The organism is Myxococcus sp. AM010 (assembly GCF_013372585.1).
GTDB lineage: Bacteria > Myxococcota > Myxococcia > Myxococcales > Myxococcaceae > Myxococcus > Myxococcus vastator.
In genome coordinates this window covers 31137-55041 of record NZ_JABXEO010000030.1, presented here as the reverse complement: position 1 = coordinate 55041, position 23905 = coordinate 31137, and the positions used below count along the sequence as shown (strand labels likewise).

18 protein-coding genes and 1 pseudogene are annotated in these 23905 nt (G+C 70.1%); 11 read left to right on the top strand and 8 right to left on the bottom strand.

Features of this window, described 5'->3' with window-relative positions:
• Positions 1-3: 3 nt before the first annotated feature.
• The gene (locus tag HV826_RS16180; protein WP_176417924.1) at positions 4-1908 is read right to left on the bottom strand and encodes a sulfatase-like hydrolase/transferase; all 1905 of its coding nucleotides are present in this window, start codon (positions 1906-1908) and stop codon (positions 4-6) included.
• An 86-nt stretch (positions 1909-1994) separates the two neighbouring features.
• Here HV826_RS16180 and HV826_RS16175 point away from each other — a divergent pair, with 86 nt between their 5' ends.
• Together HV826_RS16175 and HV826_RS16170 are read left to right on the top strand one after the other, a co-directional pair.
• A complete protein-coding gene (locus tag HV826_RS16175; RefSeq protein ID WP_176417923.1) occupies positions 1995-2915 on the top strand; it encodes a LysR family transcriptional regulator in 921 nt (306 codons plus the stop codon).
• Positions 2916-3015: 100 nt separating this feature from the next.
• Positions 3016-4590, top strand: a complete 1575-nt coding sequence (locus HV826_RS16170) for an aromatic amino acid hydroxylase (RefSeq protein ID WP_176417922.1) — start codon at positions 3016-3018, stop codon at positions 4588-4590.
• Between the two features lies 1 nt (position 4591).
• On the opposite strand, the gene HV826_RS16165 is transcribed toward HV826_RS16170, so the two are convergent.
• The 4 genes and pseudogenes from HV826_RS16165 to HV826_RS16150 all read right to left on the bottom strand — a co-directional run bounded on the left by HV826_RS16165 (position 4592) and on the right by HV826_RS16150 (position 8756).
• Complete coding sequence (locus tag HV826_RS16165) at positions 4592-5170, bottom strand: SMI1/KNR4 family protein (protein WP_176417921.1); 579 nt, start codon at positions 5168-5170, stop codon at positions 4592-4594.
• Between the two features lie 70 nt (positions 5171-5240).
• Positions 5241-5987 (bottom strand): Crp/Fnr family transcriptional regulator MrpC, encoded by a 747-nt coding sequence (mrpC, locus tag HV826_RS16160; protein ID WP_002634092.1) that lies wholly within the window; start codon positions 5985-5987, stop codon positions 5241-5243.
• A gap of 273 nt (positions 5988-6260) precedes the next feature.
• Positions 6261-7724, bottom strand: coding sequence for a sigma-54 dependent transcriptional regulator (locus HV826_RS16155; protein ID WP_176417920.1), 1464 nt, complete (start codon positions 7722-7724; stop codon positions 6261-6263).
• A 7-nt stretch (positions 7725-7731) separates the two neighbouring features.
• Positions 7732-8756: pseudogene (locus tag HV826_RS16150) on the bottom strand (sensor histidine kinase).
• Between HV826_RS16150 and HV826_RS16145 the strand changes: the two are divergent.
• The 3 genes from HV826_RS16145 (at position 8750) to HV826_RS16135 (ending at position 13003) form a co-directional block, all read left to right on the top strand.
• Positions 8750-11626: a fused MFS/spermidine synthase gene (locus HV826_RS16145; protein ID WP_176417919.1), complete on the top strand. Its 2877-nt coding sequence runs from the start codon at positions 8750-8752 to the stop codon at positions 11624-11626. The pseudogene HV826_RS16150 and the gene HV826_RS16145 sit on opposite strands and share 7 nt — an antisense overlap.
• Before the next feature lie 164 nt (positions 11627-11790).
• The gene (locus HV826_RS16140) at positions 11791-12048 is read left to right on the top strand and encodes a hypothetical protein (RefSeq protein WP_176411347.1); all 258 of its coding nucleotides are present in this window, start codon (positions 11791-11793) and stop codon (positions 12046-12048) included.
• 175 nt (positions 12049-12223) lie between these two features.
• A complete protein-coding gene (locus HV826_RS16135; protein ID WP_176417918.1) occupies positions 12224-13003 on the top strand; it encodes a MerR family transcriptional regulator in 780 nt (259 codons plus the stop codon).
• On the opposite strand, the gene HV826_RS16130 is transcribed toward HV826_RS16135, so the two are convergent.
• Complete coding sequence (locus tag HV826_RS16130) at positions 13000-14148, bottom strand: hypothetical protein (protein ID WP_368670937.1); 1149 nt, start codon at positions 14146-14148, stop codon at positions 13000-13002. The two genes, HV826_RS16135 and HV826_RS16130, sit on opposite strands and share 4 nt — an antisense overlap.
• A gap of 103 nt (positions 14149-14251) precedes the next feature.
• On the opposite strand from HV826_RS16130, the gene HV826_RS16125 reads away from it, so the two are divergent.
• From HV826_RS16125 to HV826_RS16105, 5 genes are all read left to right on the top strand, one after another.
• On the top strand, positions 14252-15577 hold the full coding sequence (locus tag HV826_RS16125; protein WP_176417916.1) for an amidohydrolase family protein: 1326 nt from the start codon (positions 14252-14254) through the stop codon (positions 15575-15577).
• An 8-nt stretch (positions 15578-15585) separates the two neighbouring features.
• On the top strand, positions 15586-16572 hold the full coding sequence (locus HV826_RS16120) for a class I SAM-dependent rRNA methyltransferase (RefSeq protein ID WP_176417915.1): 987 nt from the start codon (positions 15586-15588) through the stop codon (positions 16570-16572).
• A 111-nt stretch (positions 16573-16683) separates the two neighbouring features.
• Positions 16684-17910, top strand: a complete 1227-nt coding sequence (locus HV826_RS16115; protein WP_176417914.1) for a serine/threonine-protein kinase — start codon at positions 16684-16686, stop codon at positions 17908-17910.
• A gap of 3 nt (positions 17911-17913) precedes the next feature.
• Complete coding sequence (gene truA, locus HV826_RS16110; RefSeq protein ID WP_176417913.1) at positions 17914-18711, top strand: tRNA pseudouridine(38-40) synthase TruA; 798 nt, start codon at positions 17914-17916, stop codon at positions 18709-18711.
• A gap of 21 nt (positions 18712-18732) precedes the next feature.
• Positions 18733-19512 (top strand): hypothetical protein, encoded by a 780-nt coding sequence (locus HV826_RS16105; RefSeq protein ID WP_176417912.1) that lies wholly within the window; start codon positions 18733-18735, stop codon positions 19510-19512.
• A gap of 26 nt (positions 19513-19538) precedes the next feature.
• On the opposite strand, the gene HV826_RS16100 is transcribed toward HV826_RS16105, so the two are convergent.
• On the bottom strand, positions 19539-20405 hold the full coding sequence (locus tag HV826_RS16100; RefSeq protein ID WP_368670936.1) for a universal stress protein: 867 nt from the start codon (positions 20403-20405) through the stop codon (positions 19539-19541).
• Between the two features lie 191 nt (positions 20406-20596).
• Here HV826_RS16100 and HV826_RS16095 point away from each other — a divergent pair, with 191 nt between their 5' ends.
• A complete protein-coding gene (locus HV826_RS16095; RefSeq protein WP_255207844.1) occupies positions 20597-22180 on the top strand; it encodes a patatin-like phospholipase family protein in 1584 nt (527 codons plus the stop codon).
• Between the two features lie 13 nt (positions 22181-22193).
• Here HV826_RS16095 and HV826_RS16090 read toward each other — a convergent pair whose 3' ends face one another.
• Positions 22194-23798: a Na+/H+ antiporter gene (locus HV826_RS16090; protein ID WP_176417910.1), complete on the bottom strand. Its 1605-nt coding sequence runs from the start codon at positions 23796-23798 to the stop codon at positions 22194-22196.
• Positions 23799-23905 lie beyond the last annotated feature (107 nt).

Here is a 23905-nt window from a genome sequence, read left to right as displayed (position 1 = left end):
TCGTCAGGGCATGTCCGTGGCCGTGGCGGCATCGGGGAGCGTCGTCTCCGACGTCCCTCTCAGCCGGCGAAGGATGCGCGGGGCTTCGGCCGCGAGGCGCTCCTTGCCATCGGCCAGGGGCCGGTCGCGCAGGTCGGTGATGACGGTGCCGGGCCGCCCCGCGCCGAAGTGGACCTTCAGCTCCTGGCTGATGAGCGCGTAGCGCGCCTCCCAGCCCACGGTGGTGAGGAGGTAGCGCCGCGGGTCCGGTCTCGTCATGGGGGTGCCGTCACCCAGCATCGCCGGGCTGTGCGTGTCTCCCAGCAGGTCGAAGAGCGTGGACACCACGTCGATGTGTCCGGTGACGGCGTCGACCTGGCCCACGGGAAGCTGCTCGTCGAACACGAGCATGGGCACGTGGAGCTGGGAGGCCGTCACGTCGCTGGCGTGGCCCACGCGGCCGTGCTCGCGGAACTCCTCGCCATGGTCGCCGGTGAAGAGAATCAGCGGACGCGTGCCGCGCAGGCTTTCGATGCGCGTCAGCAGCGCTTCGACCTTGGTGTCCACCTCGTAGGCCGCGTTCCACGCGCGGGCCTTGAGATGCTCGGGGGGCACGCGCGCCGTGGAGAGCCCGCCCTTGCCATTCCACGCGGGGGAGAAGACCGCGGAGCGCGGCGGGTAGTCGTAGTCGAAGTGCGTGCCGGCGAAGAACACGAACAGGAACAATGGCGTGTCATGGGGCGTGGCCTCCACGGCCGCCAGCGCGTCGCGGACCATGGCCTCGTCCCGCACGTGGCTGCGGCCCTTGTAGTCCGTGCGCAGGCCTCCCTTCACGTCGCGGAAGACGGTGTCCTTGAGGCCCATCCAGTCAACGGAGGACGCGGCGAAGAAGGACTGCTGGTAGCCGTTCTGGGCCAGCGCGGGGAAGAGGAGGGGCGTGCGGCCCGCGCCCACCACGGCGTTGCGGCGCTGGGCCTCCAGCCCGAAGAACATGCTGAACAGCGAGTAGTCCGTGGAGCTGGCCGCGCTGTGGTGATGCAGGAAGCGCGTGCCGCTTTGCGCCCTGCGCCACATGTTCGGCATGACGTCGGCGGTGAAGAAGTCGTCACGCAGGCTCTCCACCAGGACGACGACGATGTCGGGACGGCGGGTGAAGTGCACCGACGCCGGGTCGATGCTCGCCGCGGGCACGCCCGCCTCGGGGCTCACACCCAGGCGCAGGCCGGACGCGGGCGCCTTGCCGGTGACGCGCGTGAGGAACGTGTTCATCCGCACCGGTGCCTGGAGGGGCAGGGTGGTGGTGGCGTGCTGAACGGCGCCGCCATGGGCGAAGACGAGGGACGCGCTGACCAGCCGCTCCGCGGTGCAAAGGGCCGCCATCAGCACCACCGTGCGCGCCACCCGGCGAGGACCAAAGCCCCGGCGCAGGAACCAGATGCCCGCCGCCGTGTCCAGCGTGAGGGTGGCCACCATCGCCGCGGCCAACAGCGCCATCTCCGAAGAAGACAGCCCCGTCTCCGCCAGGGCGTGCGGCTGGAGCGCCACCGCCAGCACCAGGCCGTTGATGTGGAAGCCCAGCGAGTTGAGCACCAGCGCGTCCAGCCCGAGCAGCACGCCGCCCACCGCCGTCAGCAACGGGAGCGCGAAGCGGTAGCGGTGCCCGAGCAGGAACGCCAGGGGCAGGGTTCCAACGAAGGCGACCAGCCCCAGGAACAGCGCCTGGGCGAAGCTCCCCGCGAGCAGGAGGGGGCGCAGCCCCGGCGCCAGCCGCTCCACGGCCACCCGCAGCGCGCCGCCGAAGTACATCAAGGCGACGAGCCCGTGGAGCACGCACCAGGTCAGCGCGGTGCTCAGGTAGGGCCGCGCTGCTTCGAATCGCTGAAGAGAGCTGGCGACCGCGGTGGCCGCCGCGTCAGACATCCGTGACATTGGGCGGTGCAGATATTCCGGATGACAGAACTTCGCAAGCCTCAATGAAGTTCGGCGGCGCGTCCCGCTGAAGACGGCGTGCGAGGATGCGGCGCATGCCTCCGCGCAAGCTCGTCCGGCACCTGGTCTGGTTGGAGTCCTTCGCCGCCGCCGTGGAGTCGGGCAGCATCGAGGCCGCCGCCGAGCACCTGGGCGTGGCGCGCTCGGTGGTGAGCGAGCACGTCCGCGCGCTGGAGCTGGCGCTGGCGGATGGCGCACCGTTGTTGGAGCGCGGGCCCGGACGTCGCCTGCAGCTCACCGCTCGGGGCGAGCGGCTCTTCGCGGGCACCCAGACGCCGCTGCATCAACTGGACATGAAGCGGCTGCGCGACCTGGCCAGCGCCGAGCCCGTGGTGCGCCTGGGCCTCAACCCGACGCTGTCCTTGTCCCTGGTGGGCGACGTGGCGCGGGACGCCGCCGCCGCGGACCTCAAGCTGGTGCTCAGCTTCGGAGGGCCCCATGAGCTGACGCGCCAGGTGCAGACGCGGCAGCTCGACCTGGCGCTCGACTTCACGCCCCTGCCCACCCATGAAGGCGTGGAGTCGGAGTCGCTGCTGCGCATGCCCTTCGTGGTGCTCGCCGGGCCGGACAACGCGCTCACGCGGCAGGCCGCGGCCCGCAAGTCGCTGCGCGTGAAGGACCTGGAGGGGCAGCGCTTCGTGGACTGGCTGCGCGATGACCCCTACGGCGGCGCCAACAGCGCCCGCTTCGCCGCCCACGGCGTGGCGGTGGAGGAAGTGGGGCGCGCGGAGAGCTTCCTCCTCCTCTACGAGCTGCTGCGCGCGTTCCGCGCCTGCGCCATCACTCCGGACCTGCGCCCCATGCACCCGTTCCCGCCAGACCTCCACGCCTGGCCCCTCTTGGAAGAGGAGCCCCAGGCCGTGGAGGTGGTCGCCTTGTGGCCCTCCGGCGCGCTCAGCCCCGGCGCCCGTCTGGTGCTGGACGGACTTCGCCGCCCGTCAGGTTAGTTCGACGCTAAAACGACGAAGGTGTCGATTTATGTCGGATTTCCGTTCGGCCGAAGAAGGGATATCTTCAAAGACTAGAAGATTCTGCCTGGGGTGAACGATGACGACTTCCACGGAACGGACGATTGCTCGCCTGCCTGCGCATCTGCGTCGCTACGTGGTGAGCCAGGACTACGCGGCGTATACGTCGCGGGACCAGGCCGTCTGGCGGAACATCCTGGGCTCCCTGAGGGGCCACCTGGCGGACAAGGCGCACCCCGTCTACCTGGAGGGCTTGGAGGCCACGGGCATCGGCTCGGAGTGCATCCCCAGCCTGGACGAGATGAACGAGAAGCTCGCGGGCCTGGGGTGGGCCTGCGTGGGGGTGCGTGGCTTCATTCCGCCCGCCGTCTTCACGGAGCTCCAGGCGATGGGCGTCCTGGCGATTGCCGCGGACATCCGCACCCACGAGCACATCGAGTACACGCCGGCGCCGGACATCGTCCATGAGAGCGCCGGGCACGCGCCCATCATCGCCAACCGCCGCTACGCGGAGTACCTCAAGGCGTGCGGGCTGGTGGGGTTCAAGGCCATTGCCAGCGTGGAGGACCAGGCCGTCTTCGAGGCCATCCGGAACCTGTCGGTGGTGAAGGAGGACCCGGAGGCCAGCGAGGAGGAAGTGGCGCACGCGCAGGCCCGGCTGGAGGCGGCCAGCGCGAGCCGCCGCTACGTCAGCGAGAGCACCCGGGCCAGCCGCCTCTACTGGTGGACGGCGGAGTACGGCCTCATCGGGAGCGTGGCGTCGCCGCGCATCTACGGCGCGGGGCTGCTGTCCAGCATCGGCGAGGCGCAGCACTGCCTGACGCCGGCGGTGACGAAGCTGCCGCTGAGCGTGGCCTGCGCGGACATGGACTACGACATCACCCGCATGCAGCCGCAGCTCTTCGTGGCGCGGGACTTCGAGCACCTGTTCGAGGTGCTGGCGGAGTTCGAGTCCACGCTGTCGTGGAAGCGGGGCGGCGACTTCGGCCTGACGGAGGCGCTGCGCGCGAGGACCGTCAACCACCTGGTGCTGGCGGATGGCCGCGAGGTGACGGGCCGGGTGCTGGAGCTGCTGGCCGCGCCGCGCGCGGTGGCGCCGGGCCTGGGCACCGCGCTCGTCTGCATGGAGGGGCCCATCATGGCCTCTCGTGGCGGACGCTCCCTGGACGACAAGCCGTGGAGCGGGCCGGCGCTGGTGGCGTTCGGCGAGGGGAAGCTGCCGGAGCGCGGGCCCTTCAAGCTGTCGCTGGAGAGCGGGCTGGAGCTGGAGGGCTTCGCCACGGACGGCGGTCAGGTGCTCGCGCTGCGCGGCCGGCTGGCGGGGCGCGAGCTGGCGCTGCCCGCGGTGGCGAAGCTCTTCGTCAGCACGCACCTGCCCTCGGTGGCGGGTGGGCCTGCGGACCCGGAGACGTGGGATTGCTGGTACGGCGAGCTGAGCGCCTTCGCGGAAGGCGACGGTGAGGAGAAGGCCCGCACGCGCAAGTCCCTGGCGCTGCACCCGGCGCTGGCCGCGCTCTACCGCGAGGTCCGGAAGATGCGGGAGACGCACGCCGTGAGGCCGGAGCGGCTGAGCCAGATTGCCGCGGCCGCCACGGACTTCCCGGACGACTGGCTGCTGCGCGCCGAGGTGGAGGAGCTGCGCCGCCGCGTCTGAGTCAGCGCCCCCAGTCCTTCTCCTCCAGGCTCGCCCGGAGGACCCAGCGGAGGTGTTCGTCGAAGTCGAAGGTGCAGCCCGAGACATCGGGCGCTCCGTCCAGCAGCCACGTCGACAGGTCGAAGTCGTCGTGGCGCGCCGGGAAGATGAGCGGCCCGGTGTCACGGCGCATCCCCGTGTCGAAGTAGTAGTAGTCGCTCACGTTCGACCAGGCGATGTACTGGAAGGGGATGAGCCGGCCGCGGAGCTTCCGCTCGAGGAGCGCGGCCTCCAGCTCGTCCTCGTTGTCGCCGAAGGCGCCCTCCTCGACGTACGCCTTGGACCACTGGAGCGTCTCCAGCACCTCGGTGGGGCTCAACATCCGGGCGCGCTCCTGTCCCCGCCAATCCACCGCGGAGAACAGGCCGTGCCGGGAGATGAAGTCGAGGTAGGCCTGGGGAAGCAGCGCGCCCAGCGACGACTCCAGCATGTGGAGGTCCTGGGAGGGCACCGGCGTGAGCGACACGGATTTGAGCGGGAGCTCCCGCTCGTGCTTCAGGCGCTCCTGGAGCGCGAGGATGGAGTCAATGGCGCGGGACATTCGCGCGCCATCCTACGCACACCCGAAGGTGCACCGTTCCCCGGAAACACCACGGGCCCGGCCACGCGGACTACTTCTCCTTGCCGGCGATCTTCCGCAGGGCCTTCTGGTCCCTCACGCAGAGGATGCGGCCGACGTTGCCGAGCACGCCCTCGCGCTTCATCTCGTTGATGAGCGTGGACACGAAGGAGCGGGAGGCGCCCACGAGGTCCGCGAGGTCCTGCTGGGTGATGCCGCGCAGGTCCGTCTCGCCGCCATGCGGGCAGCGCTCGCCGTGCGCTTCCACCAGGGTGAGCAGGGTGTCCGCCAGGCGGGCCGGGACCTCCTTGAACGTCAGGCCCAGCACGCGCTTGCGCAGGGCGCGCACGCGCTCGGCGTAGGCGCGGACCACGTCCACCGCCAGGGCCGGGCGGGCCTCCAGCTGGGCGCGGAAGTCGCGGCCCTCGATGCTCCAGACCTCGGCCTCACCGGCGGCGATGGCCATCTCTTCAATCGGCGTGCCCTCGGGGCGGAACAGCTCGCCGAAGAGGTCACCCGGGCGGAGGATGGACACCACGGAGCGGGTGCTGTTCTTTCCGATGCGCATCAGGCGCACGCGGCCGGACTTCAGCAGGTAGACGCGGTCGGTGTTGTCACCGGGGCGGTAGATGGTCGAGTTGTGCGGGAAGGACTCGACCTTGAAGTACCCTTTGAAGTCGATGGCCTCCTGGCCGGGCACCAGCTTGTTGGCGGTGACCATCATCCCGGAGCTGGTCGTCTGCAGCGGCGCCACGACGTTGGAACCGATGGGGCCGAGGGGGCGGTTGAATCCGTGCATGGCATTACTCCTGGGAAGGAAGGGTGGGGAAGTCGGGCCGTCTGCTTCAGCGGCGAACGGGACTTCCCTTCTCCAAGGTTCGTGCCAGTGGGAATTGAAATGCCGCCGGGACAACACCTCCTGAAATGCCGGGTACTTAGCGCTACAGGCCCGCACCAACCCCCGTTCTGTGTCCAAAACCTGAAACAGAACGTTCAAACAGTCTGATCAATTTGAACGAAACGTTCAATTCGAGGGCGTGAGTGTCGGAGCAGCGACACTGTCCAGGAGTGCTCAGGACGCATCCTTCACGGGGAAGGTGTGCACTTGAGGGCTCTGGCCCTGTGAGAGACCGTACTTCTGGAGCTTGCGCTCCAGGGTGGGGCGGCTGATTCCAAGGATCTGGCAGGTGCGACCCTTGTGCCCCTTGGTGACGGTCATCGCACGGGCGATGAGCTGGCGCTCGGCCTCTTCCAAAGTGGGAATCAGGCTGGCGTCGTCCTCGGCGGGCGCGGCGAACATGGCCCCGGCGGTGTGGGCGGAGGCCGCGCGGCCCGGCTCCGGCGAGGGGAGGGGGGACTCCAGGGCGGGCAGGTCGTCACCGCGCAGGACGTCACCGGGGGCCAGCACCACGGCGCGAATGAGCACGTTCTCCAGCTCGCGCACGTTGCCGCGCCAGGGCAGGCGGGTGAGGCGCTCCATGACCTCGCCGGGAACGCGGGTGACGCGCTTGTGGACCTTCTCGTTGATGCGCTCGAGCAGGTGCTTCACCAGCGGGGGGATGTCCTCGCGCCGCTCGCGCAGCGGCGGAATCTGGAGGGTGATGACCTTGAGGCGCTGGTAGAGGTCCTCGCGGAAGCGGCCGGCCTCCACTTCCTCCACCAGGGCCCGGTGGGTGGCGGCGATGACGCGGGCGCGCAGCTTGATGCGCTTGACGCCGCCCACGCGCTCGAACTCGCGCTCCTGGAGCACGCGCAGCAGCTTGGCCTGGAGCATCAGCGACATGTCGCCAATCTCGTCCAGGAACACCGTGCCGTCCTCTGCCACCTCGAACTTGCCCGGCTTGCCCGCCGTCGCGCCGGTGAAGGCGCCCTTCTCGTGGCCGAAGAGCTCGCTCTCCAGCAGCGTGTCGACGATGGCGGAGCAGTTGATGCCGATGAAGGGCCGCGGCTCGTCGTAGGAGTAGTTGTGGATGACGCGGGCGATGAGCTCCTTGCCGGTGCCGCTCTCTCCCGTAATCAGCACGGTGGCGTGGCTGCCGGTGACTTTTCCAATCTCCTTCACCAGCTGCTGCATCAGCGGGCTGGTGCCCACGATGTCGCCCAGGCGGGCGGCGGCGTTCTCCCGGTGGACCTCGTCCGCGCGGCGCGACAGCTGGCGGTACTCCAGCGCGCGCTCCACCACCAAATCCAGGGCGGCCGGGTCCGGGAAGGGCTTGTGGATGTAGTCGAAGGCCCCGGCCTTCATGGCCCGGATGGTGGTCTCCATGTCGTGGTACGCGGTGACCAGGATGATGCGCGCGTCCCCGCACAGGCCCTTCATCTCCTCGATGATTTCCAGGCCCGTGCGGTCCGGGAGCATCATGTCGAGGATGACCACGCTGGGCATGGCCTCCTGGGCGGCGCGCAGCCCGGCCGCCGCGCTGGTGGCGGTGGACACCTGATAGCGCGGCTGGCCGTCGTGCTCTATCTCCTCGAAGTGCATCTTCAGCGTTTCGAGGAGCGAGACGTCGTCGTCGACGATGAGAAGGGTCTCCATGGCGCTCTCAGGTGGCGAACGTCAGCGTCAGCACCACGCCCGGCTCGGCGCTGCCCCGGGCGGCCACGTCTCCCCCCACGCCCATCATCACCCGGCGCAGGGCGGCCAGGGACAGGCCGGCGCCCCGGGCCAGCCGGGAGCCGAAGGGCTCGAAGAGGGAGCCGTTCTCCTCCGGGGGCAGGGCGGCGGCGGGGTCGTGGAGCACCATCTTCACCTGGTGGGGACCGCTCCGGCGCAGGGCCACCTCCACCGGGCTGCCCTCCGCCTGGCCCATGGCGACGTTGAGCAGCACCTGGGCCAGCACGGGCCGCAGCCGCGTCGGGTCCACCCGGACGCGGGGCAGGTCGGGCTCCTCGTCCACCCGGACCTCCACGCGCCGCTCGGCCAGCTCGGGGCCACCATCTCCGTGGCCTCCTGCACCACCCCCCGCAGCGGGTGGGCGTCCAGCTTCGGGCTGGTGTCGCGGCCGTATTCGGACAGGAGCCAGAGCATGCGCTCCATGGTGCGAATCTCCCGGTTGGCGATGGTGAGCCGCCGCTTGTCCCTTTCATTGAGGCCGGTGTTCCGGGCCAGCGTCTGCACCGCCATCTTCACCGAGGAGAGGGGGTTGCGAATCTCGTGGCTGAGCGAGGAGGACAGCCGTGAAATCTGCACCGGGGGGGCGCCGTCCAGCACGGCGTTGAGGTCCAGCACGGTGGCGCTGGCCTCGCCGCCGTCCAGTCCCAGGGACAGCCGGAGGGGGGACGCGTCCTCGCCGCCGAGGTGGGCGGAGACGAACTCCACCGCGCGGCGGTCCTCGCGGGCGCGGGCGTCCAGCTCACGGGCGCGCCTGGGCGACACGCCGAGGACCTCATGGAGCGGCTGCTCCAACAGGGCCCCCACGGGGCGGCGCAGGATGCTGGAGAGGTCGCCTTCGGCGCGTGTCACCCGCAGGCTCGGAGTCCAGGCGAGCATCGCGGCTTGCAGGAGATGGGTGTTCATTTGATGGGCCTGAAACATACCGACTAAGGTTCCGCGCTGTCCCCATGTCATCTACGGCGCGTTTTCCTAAGAACCTTGTGGCCTGCCTCCTCTTCATGTCCGGGGGCACTGCGCTCGTCTACGAACTCGTCTGGTCCAAGTACCTCGGGAATGTCCTGGGGAACAGCGGCCAGGCGCATGCCGTGGTGCTCGCCACGTTCATGGGCGGGCAGGCGCTGGGGGCATTTGTCTTCGGGCGGACAGCCGACCGGGCCAGGAACCCCCTGGCCCTGTACGGCCTGCTGGAGCTGGGCGTGGGGTTGTACGCGCTCGCCTTCCCGTATGTGCTCGACGTGCTGGGGGCGCTGTGGCTGAGCGTGGCCCCGTCCGTGCCGGAGGGCTGGCGGCTGGGGCCCCGGCTGGTGGTCTCCGCCACGTCGCTGCTGATTCCCACGCTGCTGATGGGCGGCACGCTGCCGGCCCTGGTGCGGCACTTCGCCTCCAGCCTGTCGGGGGTGCGCTACGAGCTGGCGCGGCTGTACGCCGTCAACAGCCTGGGCGCGGCGGTGGGCGTGTTCATCGCCGGGACGAAGCTGGTGCCCGCCATCGGCCTGTCCTCGTCGGCGGGGCTGGCCGCGGGGCTCAACATCCTGCTGGCGCTGGCCGCGTTGGCGCTGGCCCGGCGCTTCCCACCCGCGCTGATGCCGGGACAGACGCCTCCTCCGGAAGCGGGCGAGGCGGAGGTGTCCTATCCGCGCGTGGCGGTGCGGGCGGCGCTCATCGGCGTGCTGCTGTCGGGCTTCACCTCCATGCTGTACCAGGTGACGTGGATCCGCCTGCTGTCCATCGTCCTGGGCGCGTCCACCTACGCCTTCACGCTCATCCTCACCGCGTTCATCATGGGCATCGGCCTGGGCAGCTTCTGGCTGATGACGCGCAAGGGACAGGTGGACTCGCTGCGCCTGTTCGGCCGGCTCCAGGTCGCGCTGGTGGCCAGCATCTGCGTGGCGCTGCCGCTCTACGTCCGGCTGCCGCACCTGTTCCGCAAGGCGCAGTGGATGATGACGCGCTCGCTGGACACCTGGCCGCTGTTCCAGGTGCTGACCTTCAGCTTCTGCTGCCTGGTGCTGCTGGTGCCCACCTTCTTCATGGGCGCGGCCTTCCCGGCGGCGGCGCGCGTGGCCACGGCCAAGGTGTCCGAGGTGGGGCGCCAGTTGGGCGGCGTCTACCTGTGGAACACGGTGGGCACGATTACCGGTTCGGCGCTGGGCGTGCTGGTGCTGATGCCGTGGTGGGGCATGGAGGGCAACTTCATCGCGGGCGTGGCGGCCAACCTGGTTGGCGCGGGGCTGGCCTTCCACGCGGCTCCGGGCCGTCCCGCGCAGCCGGCGCGCGCCTTGTGGCCGGTGGCCGCCACGGCGGTGCTGGCGCTGGTGGTGCTGGGCGGGATGAGCGGCTGGGCGGTGCGGCTGTCGGGCATCGCCTCCATCCGCTCCCATGAGAAGCCGCCGGAGAGCTACGCGAAGCTGGTGGCGGACACGGAGGCCATCATCCGCCCCATCTTCTACCAGGACGACACCTTCGCCACGGTGATGGTGGCGGACGCGCCCGTGGAGAACCTGCGGTTCATGAAGCTCAACGGGAAGATTGATGCGTCCAACGGCGGGGACGCGGAGACGCAGGTCGTGGCCGGCCACCTGGGCGCGCTCCTGCATCCACGCGAGCCGAAGACGGTGCTGCTGGTGGGCGCTGGCGCGGCCATCACCGCGGGCAGCGTGCTGGCGCACCCCGTGGAGCACCTGGACATGGTGGAGATTGCCCCGGCCGTCATCGACGCGGCGCGCCTGTTCAAGGCGGACAACCGCAACGCGGTGGACGACCCTCGCACGCACGTGCACGTGGACGACGCCAAGACGTTCATGGCGCTGTCTCCGCGCAAGTACGACCTGGTGGTGAGCGTGCCCTCCAACCCGTGGGTGGCGGGCGTGTCCGGCCTCTTCACGCGGGACTTCTTCCAGACGGTGGACCGGCACCTGGCGGACGACGGCGTGCTGGTGCAGTGGATTCACACCTACGAGAGCAACGAGGACCTCATCAAGCTGGTGGTCCGCACCCTGCGCGGCACCTTCCCGCACGCCACCACCTGGCTGGGGCCGCATGACCTGGTGATGGTGGCCAGCCGCAAGCCCCTGGCCTTCGACGCGGCGCGCCTGGCCGAGCGCATGGGGCATCCGGAGGTGCGCAAGGACCTGGCCCGCGTGGGCATCAACGACGTGTTCGCGCTGCTGTCCAAGCAGGTGCACAGCGAGGCCGGCCAGCTCGAGTTCGCCGGTGAGGGTCCCATCAACACGGATGACCACAACCTGCTGGAGTACGCGTCGCCCATCGCCTTCTTCGTGTCGAACCTGGACGTGCGGGTGCGGGACGAGCGGCGCGCGCCGGAAGGGGCGGACCGCCTCTTCCTGCACGACTACGTCCAGCAGCACCCCCCCACCGCGGAGCAGGCCGCCGGGCTGTACCGGAACATCGAGCGCTACCACGCGCCCAATGACCCCATGGTGCGCGGCGCGGCCGCCCAGTGGCGGCGGCTGGCCCCCGACAGCCCCGAGTCCGCCCTGGCCCTGGGCAAGGCGGCGCTGGCCCAGCAGGACGTGACGCTGGCCGCCTCGCTCCTGGAGCCCGAGGTGGCGCGGGGTGGCCGCGAGCCCGCGCTGGTGACGGCGTACCTGCGGCTCGTCACGGCGCGGACCTGGGCCTCGCGTACGATGTGGACGCCTGTCGGTGCCCTGCACGACACCGTGGCCCTGGGGCGCGAGGTCGCGGCCCGGCACCCGGACGACGAGCACCTGGCCCGGGCGCTGCGCTCGCTGTGCGAGGCGCTGCCCCGTTCGAGCTGCGAAGGGACCGCCCAGGCGCCCGTCGCCGCCCCTGGGGGCCCCTGAAATGGGGGCCGTGGATCAGTAAATCGGGCCAATTGCCCGGAATCACTGAGAATTCCTGGCATCCTCCCGATGACGGATGGAGGTGCAGGTGGGATCTACCCTAGGGTACGAATCAACCAAGCAGCAGGGTGTCTTTTCCACCACTGCAATCCCCGGAGAGTTCCATGAAGGCGATCTCGAAGAAGCAGCAGCTCCGCAAGGCTCGTGGCCAGGGCATGACCGAGTACATCATCATCGTCGCCCTCATCGCGATCGCCGCCATCGGCGTGGTGACCCTGTTCGGCGACAACATCCGCAAGCTGTTCGGCGCCTCCGCCGACGCGCTGGCCGGTAACGCCGCCGTCGAGTCCGAGGCGACCGAGCGTCAGCGCAACCTCGAGAAGAAGACCATCAAGACGTTCGGCCAGAACAACGCGTACTGAGCCGTGTCCTTCCGGGGGGAGCCAAACCTGCCTCGTGCGGGTGGCTCCTCTCGGGCGGCCGAGGTCGAGGGCTGAGTCTTCAGCCCGGTGCCCGGCCGGAAGTGGCAGCACCCCCGCCCAGGGGGTTGACCCTCACGCGACGTGAGGCCCTACACCTCCTCATCACGAGGTGGAGATGGCCCTGACGGTGAGCCAGGTCGCCCGGCTGGCGAAAATCAGCATCCGCGCGTTGCACCACTACGACGAGCTGGGCCTGTTGTGTCCTTCGGACCGCAGCGAGGCCGGCTACCGGCTCTATTCGCGGGCGGACCTCCAGAAGCTCCAGCAGGTGCTCTTCTTCAAGGAGCTGGGCTTCCCGCTGGAGGACATCCGCCGCATCCTGGGCGACCCCACCTTCGACCTGCGCACCGCGCTGCGGATGCAGCGGCGGCTCCTGACGGAGCGGGCCGCCCGTCTGGACGCGCTGGTGCATGCCGTGGACTCAGCGCTGGACGCGCTGGAGAAGGGGACGCACGTGGACAAGGACGCGATGTTCGAGGCCTTCGGCGACTTCGACCCCTCGAAGTACGAGGAGGAGGCGAAGCAGCGCTGGGGGAACACGGAGGCCTACAAGGAGTCCGCCCGGAGGACGGCGCGCTACAAGAAGGAGGACTGGAAGCGCATCAAGGAGGAGGGGGACGCCCTCTTCCAGTCGCTGGCGGACCTGCTCGCGGCGGGCACCAGCGCCGCGTCAGCCGCGGCCATGGACCTGGCCGAGGCGCACCGGCGCTACCTGGGTACGTGGTTCTACGCGTGCCCGCCCGCCATGCACCGAGGCCTGGGGGAGCTGTACGTGGCGGACACGCGCTTCATGGAGAACATCGACAAGGTGCGCCCTGGCCTGTCGCTGTTCCTGCGGGACGCCTTCGCGGCGAACGCGGAGCGGCAGGCGGCCGCCGCTGCTCCCCGCGGCTAGCTGAAGCCCAGCCGCTTCAACATCACCGCGCGGATGGAGGGAATCCGGAAGCGATAGATGAGGGCGTCCGCGAAGTAGTGCGCCAGCACGCACGCGAAGCCCAGGGACGTCATGACGCGCAGCAGGGGGTGCGTCTCCGCCATGCCCATGTTGCTGCCCAGCGCGCCGCGCACCACGCCTTGCTGGAGCAGGCCGTGCACCGCGCCTAGCGCCAGCAGGGGCAGCATGGACGCAATCATCGCCGGGACGATGAACTTCCGCGGCAGCCGGGGCGCGTCACCCTCGCGCGGCTCCAGCATCCGCGCGGTGAGCATGTAGTACTCCAGGCCGTGCATGCCGGGCAGCATGACGTAGCCCCAGGTGGGCGCCACCAGCACCAGCCCGGTCGCCGTCGCCATGGCCAGGAGGTAGAGCACCTTGGGCCCGCTGACGGCCTCCGCGCGCAGCACGGCGCGGAACAGCAGCATGAAGTAGCCCAGCCACACCGCCAGCAGCACCCCCAGCGCCCCGTGCGGCAGCACGTGGCCCTGGCCCACGTCCAGGTACGCCGGCGCGTCGGGACCGGGGGCCTCCGGCACGAAGAAGATGCGCACCAGCAGCAGCGTGAGCAGCAGCGGGACGTACATCTGCTGCAGCTTGCGCTCCAGCGCCGACGCGCCGGGCAGGCCCGCCTTGCTCGCGCGCAGCCCGTGGAGGGACCAGATGCCCCGGTGCTGGGACAGGGTGTGGTGCGTGCCGAAGACGTTGAAAATCACCGCCACGCCATACGTGTGCGCCGTGCGCTCCGCGTAGAAGGTGAAGAAGAGCACCGTGCCCACCGCGAGCATGGCCAGCGAGCCCGCCAGCACCTGCCGGGGCTGGCCCGGAGCGGACGTCAGCACGTCCCGGTGCACCGCGAAGAGCAGGAACGTGAGGATGACGTGGGTGGCGTTGCCGAGCAGGTTCTGCGCCGTCCAGGCTGAGAGGCGGTGCGCGCCTTCCGCGGCGCCCGGGGCCAGCCAGACGTTGGCTGCCGCCGTGCACAGGGCCAGGGCCAGGGGCAGGGCGACGATGAGGGCATCCGCCCGCGGCGAGAAGAGCCACAAGCCTCGGAAGGCCAGCGCCCCTCGCTGCGAGGGAGCCGTCACGGGGGACGGGGAGTTCACGGCGGGGCTCAGCGGCGTCATACCGTACGGACCCTAACATGCTCGCTGGCCTGGCCGCCGCGCCGCTCGCGCCGCGCCGGGCCCGTGGTAGAACAGGGCTTTCATGGAAGGCCGCCTGCTTCTGAAAAACTGTGCCGTGTTCAGGGCGGACGGACGCGTCCGCCATGGCATGGCCGTGGTGGTGGAAGGCAACACCATCCGCCGCGTAGCTCCGGACGCCCAGGTGCCCGTGCTGCCCGGGGACTGGGAGGTCGCCTGTCACGGCCGGCTGGTGGCGCCGGGCCTGGTGGACTGCCACACGCACCTCGTCAACGGCCAGCTGCTGCCGCCCACGGGGCACTTCCTGATGCTGCCGCCCCGCGAGCGCCTGGACCGGCTCCGGAGCGTGGCGCGCCTCCTCACGAACGAGGACGTGGAGGCCCTCACCCGCTACGCGGCGGCCCGGGCCCTGCGCCATGGCGTCACCCTGGCGGTGGAGCACCTGTCCTGCCAGGACGTGGCCGGCGGGCTCGCCGCCCAGGCTCGCGCCGCGGAGGCGGTGGGCTTGCGGCTGGTGACGAGCCACTCCACCCACGGGCTGGACGGCGCGGCGCAGGCGCAGACGTGGCTGGACGCCAACGCGGACTTCACGCGCGCGCAGCGGGACCACCCGCTGGTCCGGGGCGCGCTCGGCTTCCATGCGTCATTCACGTGTGATGACGCGCTGCTGCGCCGCATCGCGGAGCTGAGCCGGGTGCTGGACGCGCCCACCGTCTTCCACCTCGCGGAGAGCGAGGACGACCTCTCCTCCACCTATTCGCAGCACGGCAAGCGCGTGGTTCCGCGGCTGGATGCGCTGGGGCTGCTCGGGCCGCGGGCCATCGCGGGTTATGCGCGCGTGCTGGACAGCGCGGAGGCGGAGCTGCTGGAGCAGAGCGGGGCCTTCGTGGCGCTGGCGGCCCGGGGCGTGCGCACGCTGGAGCGGGGCGCGGACCCCATGGACGCGGTGCTGTCGCGGGTCCACCTGCTGGGGCTCGGCACGGGGGGCCACGGCAGCCTCCAGGACGAGCTGCTCGCCGCGCTGGTGGGCGTGCTGCGCATCTCCCGTTCGGGGCGGATGCCGGACGTGGATGGCGCGGTGGCGCACCTGCTGGTCAACGGCCCGGCGGAGCTGTGCACGCGGCTGTTCGGCCTGCCCTCCGGGAATGTGGAGGAGGGGTGCATCGCGGACCTCGTCGTCTATGACGTCGTGCCCACCGCGGACCCGGAGACGGGCTATTCGCCCTATCTGATAGGGCAGCTGGCGCATTCACCGGTGGGGTGGACCATCGTCAATGGCCGGGTCTGCGTGCGGGAGGGCCAGGTGCTGGGGTTTGACTACGTGGCGCTTTCCCGCGCGGCGACCCAGGCGCTGGAGCGTGTCTGGACGCGCGCGCGTCTGGGCAGTTGAGCGGCGGCATGAGCGCATTGCCTTCTTCCCTGGTGGAGACGCTGCGCGCCTCGCGCGGCCGGCGTGGGCCGCTGCTGGGCGACGCGCGGACCACGGCCTGGCGCGTGGTGAACGCCGAAGCGGACGGCGTGCCGGAGGTGACGGCGGACGTGTTGGGTGACGTGTACGTCATCAGCCTCTATCGGGACTTCACGCCGGCGGAGGAGGAGACGCTGCTCGACGCGGCCGTGGCCGCCTGGGCGCCTCGGAGCCTCTACCTCAAGCGTCGTCCCCGGGAGGCGCGGGTCCTGGCCAACGTGGCGAAGGAGTCGCTCGCGCCCGAGGCCCCCGCCCGGGGCGCGGCGGTGGAGTCCTTCACCGCGCTCGAAAACGGACTGAAGTTCCTCATCCGTCCGGCGCAGGGGCTGTCGGTGGGGCTGTACCTGGACATGCGGGACACGCGGGCGTGGCTGCTGTCGCAGGCGCGGGGCCTCACCGTGCTCAACCTCTTCTCATACACCTGTGCCTTTGGCGTCGTGGCCATGGCGGGCGGCGCGAAGCGGGCGCTCAACCTGGATGCGAGCCGGCGCGTGCTGGAGTGGGGCGAGGAGAACGCGCGCCTCAATGGCCAGACGGTGGACCGGTACGACTACGTGGCCGGCGACGTGTTCGACTGGCTGAAGCGCCTGGCGAAGAAGGGGGAGTCCTTCGACATCGTCATCTCGGATCCGCCGTCGTTCTCCACGACGCGCAGCGGCCGGTTCTCCGCGGCGCGGGACTACGCTCGGCTGGCCGAGGCCGCCGCGCGCGTGGTGAGTCCGGGCGGGCAGTTGGTGGCGTGCTGCAACCACGCCGGGCTACCTGCTCGCCGCTTCGAGGCCATGGTGCTCGAAGGGGTTTCCCAGGCGGGACGGCAGGGGAAGGCGCTGGGCTCATTGGGGCCGTCCGCGTTGGATTTCCCTCCGCCGCCTGGACAGGAACCGGCGCTGAAGGTGCACCGGGTTCAGGTCCGGTAGCAGGCGTGCGAGCGTCGACGACGGCGGTCCATCAGGGAAGGGCTGGACGGGGCGTGCGCCGCCCAAGTTTGTTGCCACTCCGCGGCTCGGCACAGGTAGGCTCGCCGGGCCATGCCTCCCGCCGCCCCGCAGCGCGACACCGGCCGCTTTGGAAAGTACCGCCTCATCGACCGCATCGCCGTGGGGGGCATGGCCGAAATCTTCCTCGCGCATCAGCAGCAGGATGACGGCCGCGAGTCCCCCGTCGTCATCAAGCGCATCCGCCCGCATCTGTCCAAGCACACGGCCTTCGTGAAGATGTTCCTCAACGAGGCCCGGCTCGCCGCGCAGCTCAATCACCCCAACGTGGTGCAGATTCACGACCTGGGAAAGATCGCCGACAGCTACTTCATCGCCATGGAGTACGTGTCCGGCCGGGACATGCGCCGCGTCGTCCCCAAGGCGGAGGCGCTGGGGATTCCCTTCCCCCTGGTGTACGCGGTGAAGATTGCCTCGTGCGTCTGCGCGGGCCTGCACCACGCGCACACCAAGGTGGACCTGTACGGCAACCCGCTCAACATCGTCCACCGGGACGTGTCACCGGAGAACATCGTCGTCGCCTTCGATGGCTCGGTGAAGATTCTGGACTTCGGCATCGCCAAGGCCGCCAACCAGATGGAGCAGACGCGCAACGGCGAAATCAAAGGCAAGCTCAGCTACATGAGCCCGGAGCAGTGTCTGGGCAAGCCGCTCGACTGCCGCAGCGACGTCTTCTCCCTGGGCGTGGTGCTCTACGAGTGGCTCACCGGCTTCAAGCTCTTCACCGGCGAGTCCGAGGCCGCGGTGATGCGCAGCATCACGGACGGGAAGATCTACGCACCGTCGTACTTCCGCGAGGACCTGCCGGAGCGCCTGGAGAGCATCCTGATGCGGGCGCTGGAGCGCGACCGGGACAAGCGCTACCAGACGGCCGCGCAGATGCAGAAGGACCTGGACGCCTTCCTGGACGCCTACGACTTCACGCCCACTGCGCTGCATCTGTCCAACTTCATCAAGCAGCTCTTCGAGGAGGAGCTGGCCGCCGAGCAGCGCCGCCTGGCCGTGCGCGCCGCCGCCGCGCCCACGTCGGAGGAGGCCCTGGAGCTGTCGGAGGTGGCGGACGCGCTCGACACCGCGAAGGCCCTGCCCGCTCCGGACCCGGAGCCCCCGGCCCAAGATGACCGCACCGAGCCGCGCACCCTGGCCGTACCGCTGAGCCCCGCCGTCTCGGAGGCGCTGGAGGCGGTGGCCCGCCGCAACAACGTGCCCGCGGGCCGCATGGTGGCCGAGCTGCTCGAGTCCTGGCTCAAGTACCGCTGACCCATGCCCCGGCTGAAGCTGACGCTCGAATACGAAGGGACGCGCTACGTGGGCTGGCAGGTGCAGCCCAACGGGCCCTCCATCCAGTCGGTGCTGGAGTCGGGACTGGAGCGGCTGTTGGGGGCGCGGGTGTCGGTGGCGTCGGCGGGGCGCACGGATGCGGGCGTGCATGCCTCCGGGCAGGTGGCCTGCTTCGACGCGCCCCGGGTGTTGCCGATGAAGGCCTACGTCATGGGGCTCAATGGCCTGCTGCCGCCCGACGTGGCCGTGGTGGACGCGGTGGAGGTGGCCGAGGACTTCGACCCGCGCCGCTGGTCCCGGGGCAAGCGCTACCGCTACCGCGTGAGCAACCGGCGCACGCGCTCGCCCCTGCGGCGGATGACGCACTGGGAAGTCTTCGCGCCGTTGGATGTGGAGGCCATGCGGCGGGCGGCCGCGCACCTGCTGGGGCGGCACGACTTCTCCGCCTTCAGGGCCGCGGACTGCCAGGCGAAGCACGCGGTGCGCGAGCTTCGGAGCCTGACGGTGGAGGGCGCTTCGGGGGACGCCGTGTCCTTCGTGGTGGAGGGCACCGCGTTCCTGAAGCACATGGTGCGAAACCTGGCGGGGACGCTGGTGGAGGTGGGGAAGGGCCGGCGGCCCGAGTCCTGGGTGGCGGAGGTGTTGGCCTCCAAGGAGCGCAAGCGCGCCGGGCCCACCGCTCCGCCCCAGGGGCTGGTGCTGGAGGCGGTCTTCTACGGGGACGGCCCGCCTGCCCGCACGTCGAGGGGAACGGCCGACTTGGAAGAGGATGAGGGCTGAAGTGGAGTAGGCTGCCTGCCCGTGAGCTCCAAGACGAGTGTCCTCGAACCGCTGCGCGTCCGTGTCCGTCGCTTCCAGTTCATCATGGGACTGGGGTTCATCGCGCTCATCGCGGGGTCGATTCTGAGCGTGGCGTTGACGCTCCGGCTGAGCGTGCGCATCCAGGCGGTGCCCGTGGGCGTGCTGCGGTTGGCGCTGGCGGTGCTGCTGGAGAACCTGTGGGTGCTCGGGGTGTTGCCGGTGCTGTGCTACGGCGCCGCGCGGGTGATGGAGCTGCGTCCGTGGACCACGGCGGGCGGCGCGGCGCTCACGGGCGCGGTCTTCCTGAACGCGATGGCCTTCATCCAGAGTGGCGTGTACGGGCTGTGGGCCGGGGATGTCGGCTCGCTGTTCAGCCTGGCGGCCTTCGCCGGAGGTGTCGTGCTCAGCGCGCGCGCGGTGATGATGGGCCGGGGCGCCGCGGCACAGCAGTCGGTGAAAACCCAGGCCAAGGCAGAGGAGCGCAAGTCCGAGTACGACGAGTTCCTCCGCGCGGCGGAGCAGGGCGGGGCGCGGCTGGAGCAGCGGGAAGCCCAGTCCACTGCCGTGGCTGGAGACGCGCTCACGGGCGCGGCTCACGCTGCGCCGGTCCCTCCCGAGGCGGCTCAGCCGCCCGCCGGCGGTGCGAACGCCGCTGCATCGCAGGCGCAGGACCCTGGTGGCGCGGAGCCCATCACGGCGGAGGGGACAGGCGCCGCGCAGGCGCAGCCCACTGGCGCTTCGGAGTCCGACATCAAGGTGGACAAGGCGCCCTCCGCCTGAGTCCGCGCGGGCGGAGGGCCTTCACGCTACTCGCCGGACTCGGCCTCGCGGACGACGAGCACGTCGCACTTCGCCTCACGAATGAGGTCCGTCGCGACGCTGCCGAGCAAGGCGAACGCCACCCCGGAGCGCGCCCGGGTGCCCAGCGCCAGCAGGTCCGCGCCCTGGTCGTCCACGAACTCGAGGACGATGGAGCGTGAGCCGCCGTTCTCCATCACCAGGTGGTACGGGATGTCGACCGCGTCGAGCTCCTGCTGCAACGCCTTGAGCTTGCGCTCCGCGGACGCCTTGAACGTCTGCTGGTAGTGCTTGTGCTCCTTCGTCGTCAGCCCGGGGAACACCGCGTACTCCAGCGGCACGTCATACGCGTGCACCAGCGTCAGCTCGGAGCCGGGCGTCATCAGCGAGGGAACGAAGCTCGCCGCGCGCTTGGACGTCTCGTCCGCGTCCACGGCCACCACGGGCCGGAGGTAGGGCCCAGGGGCGCGGCGGTTGACGATGAGCACGGGCAAATCGCCACCGCGGATGACGTTCTCCGCAGTGGAGCCCAGGAACATGTTGCGCAGCGGCTTGTCGCCATGCCGGCCCAGGACGATGAGCTCCGCGCCAAAGGCACGGGCCCGCCGCAGGATGGCCTCCACGGGCTTTCCTCGCGCGATGCGTGTCTCGACGGTGGCGGAGCGGCCCTCGGCACGCAGCGCCTTGCGCAGCCGCTCGGCGACCCGCTCCAGCTCGCGCGCGGTGGCCTGGAGCGCGCGGGTGCCCAGCTCCGCGGGCATGCGGCTGGGGAGGGCGTGTGTCACCAGCACCTTCGCGCCGTCCGCGAGTGGCAGGTGTCCAGCCCTGCCCACCGCGTGGGTGCTCGCCTCCGAGAAGTCCGTGGCGAGCAGCACTCTGCGAAGTCGCCGCGGGAACGCCTGCTTTCGTGGTCTCACCCGCGAGAATCTAGCAGGCTGTCTCGTGCCGACGGAACGCGCCGCGTTCTCCAGGGACGCGGCGGTGGAGGCCCCTCCAAGGATGTTGCCCAGGTGACCTCGCATGGCATGGGCGTTGCTCAAAGACACGCCCCATGAGTCAAGAAGCCATGCCTCCCAGCTCCGGTTCGCTCGGACCGCTTGCCTTGGCCTTGTCGGGTGGGGGCTACCGCGCGGCGGCCTTCCACCTGGGGGCCCTGCGGCTCCTGGACACGGTGGGGCTGCTGCCTGATGTGGTCGGCCTGTCCACCGTGTCCGGAGGCACCCTTACGGGGATGGCGTGGGTGACGAGCCAACTGGAGGGCAAGCCATTCCACGCGTTCCACGCCAGCTACTCCCGCTACCTGAAGCAGACGAACGTCATCGCCGAGGCCCTGACGGGGCTGACGTCGAACCGCGACCACGGCAGCCAGTCCTGGGCCAGCCTCATCCGCTCCGCCGCGGACCTCTACGCGCGGCCCGACTTCCTGGGAGACCGGCGGCTGGGAGAGATCCTGGACTCGGACCGCGTGCAGCTGCGGGAAGCCATCTTCAACACCACCGAGTTCCACACCGGCCTGGACTTCCGCTTCCGCCGCGGCGACAAGCCCGGCGCGTTGCTGGGCAACAACGCCTACCGGCTGCCGCGCACCGTGGGCCAGCACATCCGGCTGGCGGACATCACGGCCGCGTCGTCATGCTTCCCCGGCGGCTTTGAACCGCTGGTGTTCCCCCAGCAGTTCCACTGGCCCCAGGACTTCCCGCTCGACTCGGCGGAGAAGGAGCTGGGAGCGAAGTTCCAGGGCGGCCTGCCGCTGATGGATGGCGGCATCTACGACAACCAGGGCATCGACAGCCTGATGCTGGCGTACGCCGCCTCCGAATCCCCGCCCACGCTCATCATCTCCGACGTGAGCACGCAGAGCCCCCGGATGTACGACGTCCCGGAGAACCCGACGAAGCGCGGCTGGGTGACGCTGAACGGTGTCTCGTGGATGGCGTACGGGCTGTTCGCGTTGACGCTGGCCTCCGCGGCCATCCTCGCGTGGCGCGGCTTCGAGACGGCCAGCCAGGGCAGGTGGGCGCCTCGCGACTCCTTCCTGTACCTCATCCCCGGCGTGCTGACCGCGGCGGTCGCCACGTCGCTGGTCTGGGCGCGGGGACGGCTCAACGACGTCATGGCGCTGCTCAAGCGGCAGATGGACCTGGATGTCTGGCCTTCGTTCAAGCAGCTCACGGTGCTGGAGTTCGCGCAGATGCTCGTCCTGCGCGGCACGTCCCTGTTGGCGCTGACGTCGCAGGTGTTCATGAAGCGCGTGCGCGGGCTGGTGTTCAGCCAGCTGTATCAGGACAGCCGCTTCAAGGACCGGCGCGTGTCCAACCTCATCACCGCGCTCACGGTGGACCGGCCTCACCTGTTCGCGAAGCACCCCTGGCTCAAGCCCGGCCCGCACCTGGTGGCCCTGGGCACGCAGGCCTGCCAGATGCCCACCACGCTCTGGTTCACGGACGACAGCCAGTTCACCGTCGTGGAGTCCGCGGGCGCGGCGACCCTCTGCTACGTGCTGCTGCGCCACCTCATCGAACACCACGCCGGCCAATACGAAGGCCCGGGCCAGCCGCTCAACGCCCTCTACGAACGGCTGCGCCAGGAGTGGGCGATGCTCAACCAGGAGCGCGCCCAGCCCCAGGTCCAGCAGCCCGTGGCCGCCTGAGGTCCCGGGTGAATCAGGCGCTCGCGGCGCTCGCGGGAGCCCCCTCGTCCGCCGGGACGTGGCTCTCGGCGGCGTCCGCGGCGGCGATGCGGTCATCCAGCTCCGCGGTCAGCCGCTCGAAGGACTCCTTGCCAATGGTGGCGGACTGGTAGGCCTTGAGCAGCGAGGCCTTCTCCACCATCAGGACGCGGCGGATGGCCTCCTGGTGCTCCTCTTCGTGGAAGCGCGTCGACTGCTGCTTGAGCGCGGCCAGCTCCTTCTCCGCGATGGACTCCTTCTCCTGGTAGTCCTTCTCCAATCGCGCCGCGACGTCTCCCGGAATCTCCCGGGTGCGGCGCATGCCCTCCAGCGCGGCCAGCGCCGCGTGGATGGTGCCCAGGCGGCCTCGGGCCAGCTCGTACTGCTCCTGGAACTCGTCCTTGAGGCCGGTGATGCGCAGCTTGCGCAGCAGCGGCGCCATGGTGAGGCCCTGGAAGACGATGGAGAGCACCACCACGCCGAACGTCATGTTCACCAGCAGCTCGCGGTGCGCAAAGTCGGACGGAAGACCGAGCACCAGCACCATGGAGATGGCGCCGCGCAGGCCGCTCCAGGTGAGCACCGCGCTCCATGCCCACGGAATCCGCTCCGAGGTGAAGCGCAGCAGCGCGGACACGCCGTAGACGACCAGCGCCCGGGCCACCAGCACCACCACGTAGGCCACGAGGATGGGCTTCCACGACGCCAGCAGCGAGCCGAGGTGCACCTCCAGGCCGATGAGGAGGAACACCACGGAGTTGAGCGCGAAGGCCAGGTACTCCCAGAAGCTCGCCACCGCGATGCGGGTGGCGGGGCTCATGCCCTGGTGCGACGCCCAGTTGCCGCACAGCATGCCGGCCACCACCGTGGCAATCACACCCGAGTAGTGGAAGTGCTCGGCCACCACGAACGAGCCGTAGGCCGCGATGACGGTGAGGGTGATTTCCACCATCGCGTCGTCCACGCGCTTGATGACCTGGGAGACGGCGTAGCCCACCGCGCTGCCCACGAGCACGCCCATGCCGAAGACCTTGATGAAGTTGAACAGGGCGCCGCCCATCGTGAACTGGCTGCCGGTGGCCGTCGCCACGATGAGCGTGAAGAGCACGACCGCCGCGCCGTCGTTCAGCAGGCTCTCACCTTCCACCAGGAGCAGCAGCCGCTTGGGCGCGCCCAGGGATTTGAAGAGCGCGACCACGGCGATGGGGTCCGTGGACACGATGACGGAGGCGAACACCAGCGCGGACAGCATCCCGAAGCCCTGCACGAAGTGCAGCCCCTCCACCACCCGGGTGAGGAAGAAGGCCGTGAGGCCAGCCGCGGCGACGAGCCCGGGGATGGCCATGGCGTGGATGGCCAGCTTGTTCTTCCAGAACTTCCGGAACTCGACGTGGAAGGCCGCTTCGAAGAGCAGCCCTGGAAGGATGATGGCGAAGAGCAGATCCTTCGTGAGGTGCGGCGGCTCGAACGCCTTGAAGGCACCCAACAGCACACCCGCGACGACGAGCGCCACCGTATAGGGGAACTTGAAGTACCGCGCGGCGATGGCCACGGCGGTCGCGACGGCGAAAACCAGTACGAAGGCCAACTCGAAGTGCATGGTCCCTTACCTGTTTGAATCGAAGCGCCGGACCATAGCGCAGGTGCGCTGAGCAGCGCCGGGTGCCGCTCTCGGGGAAGGCATTGCGAAACGCCAGGGTGAGGCGG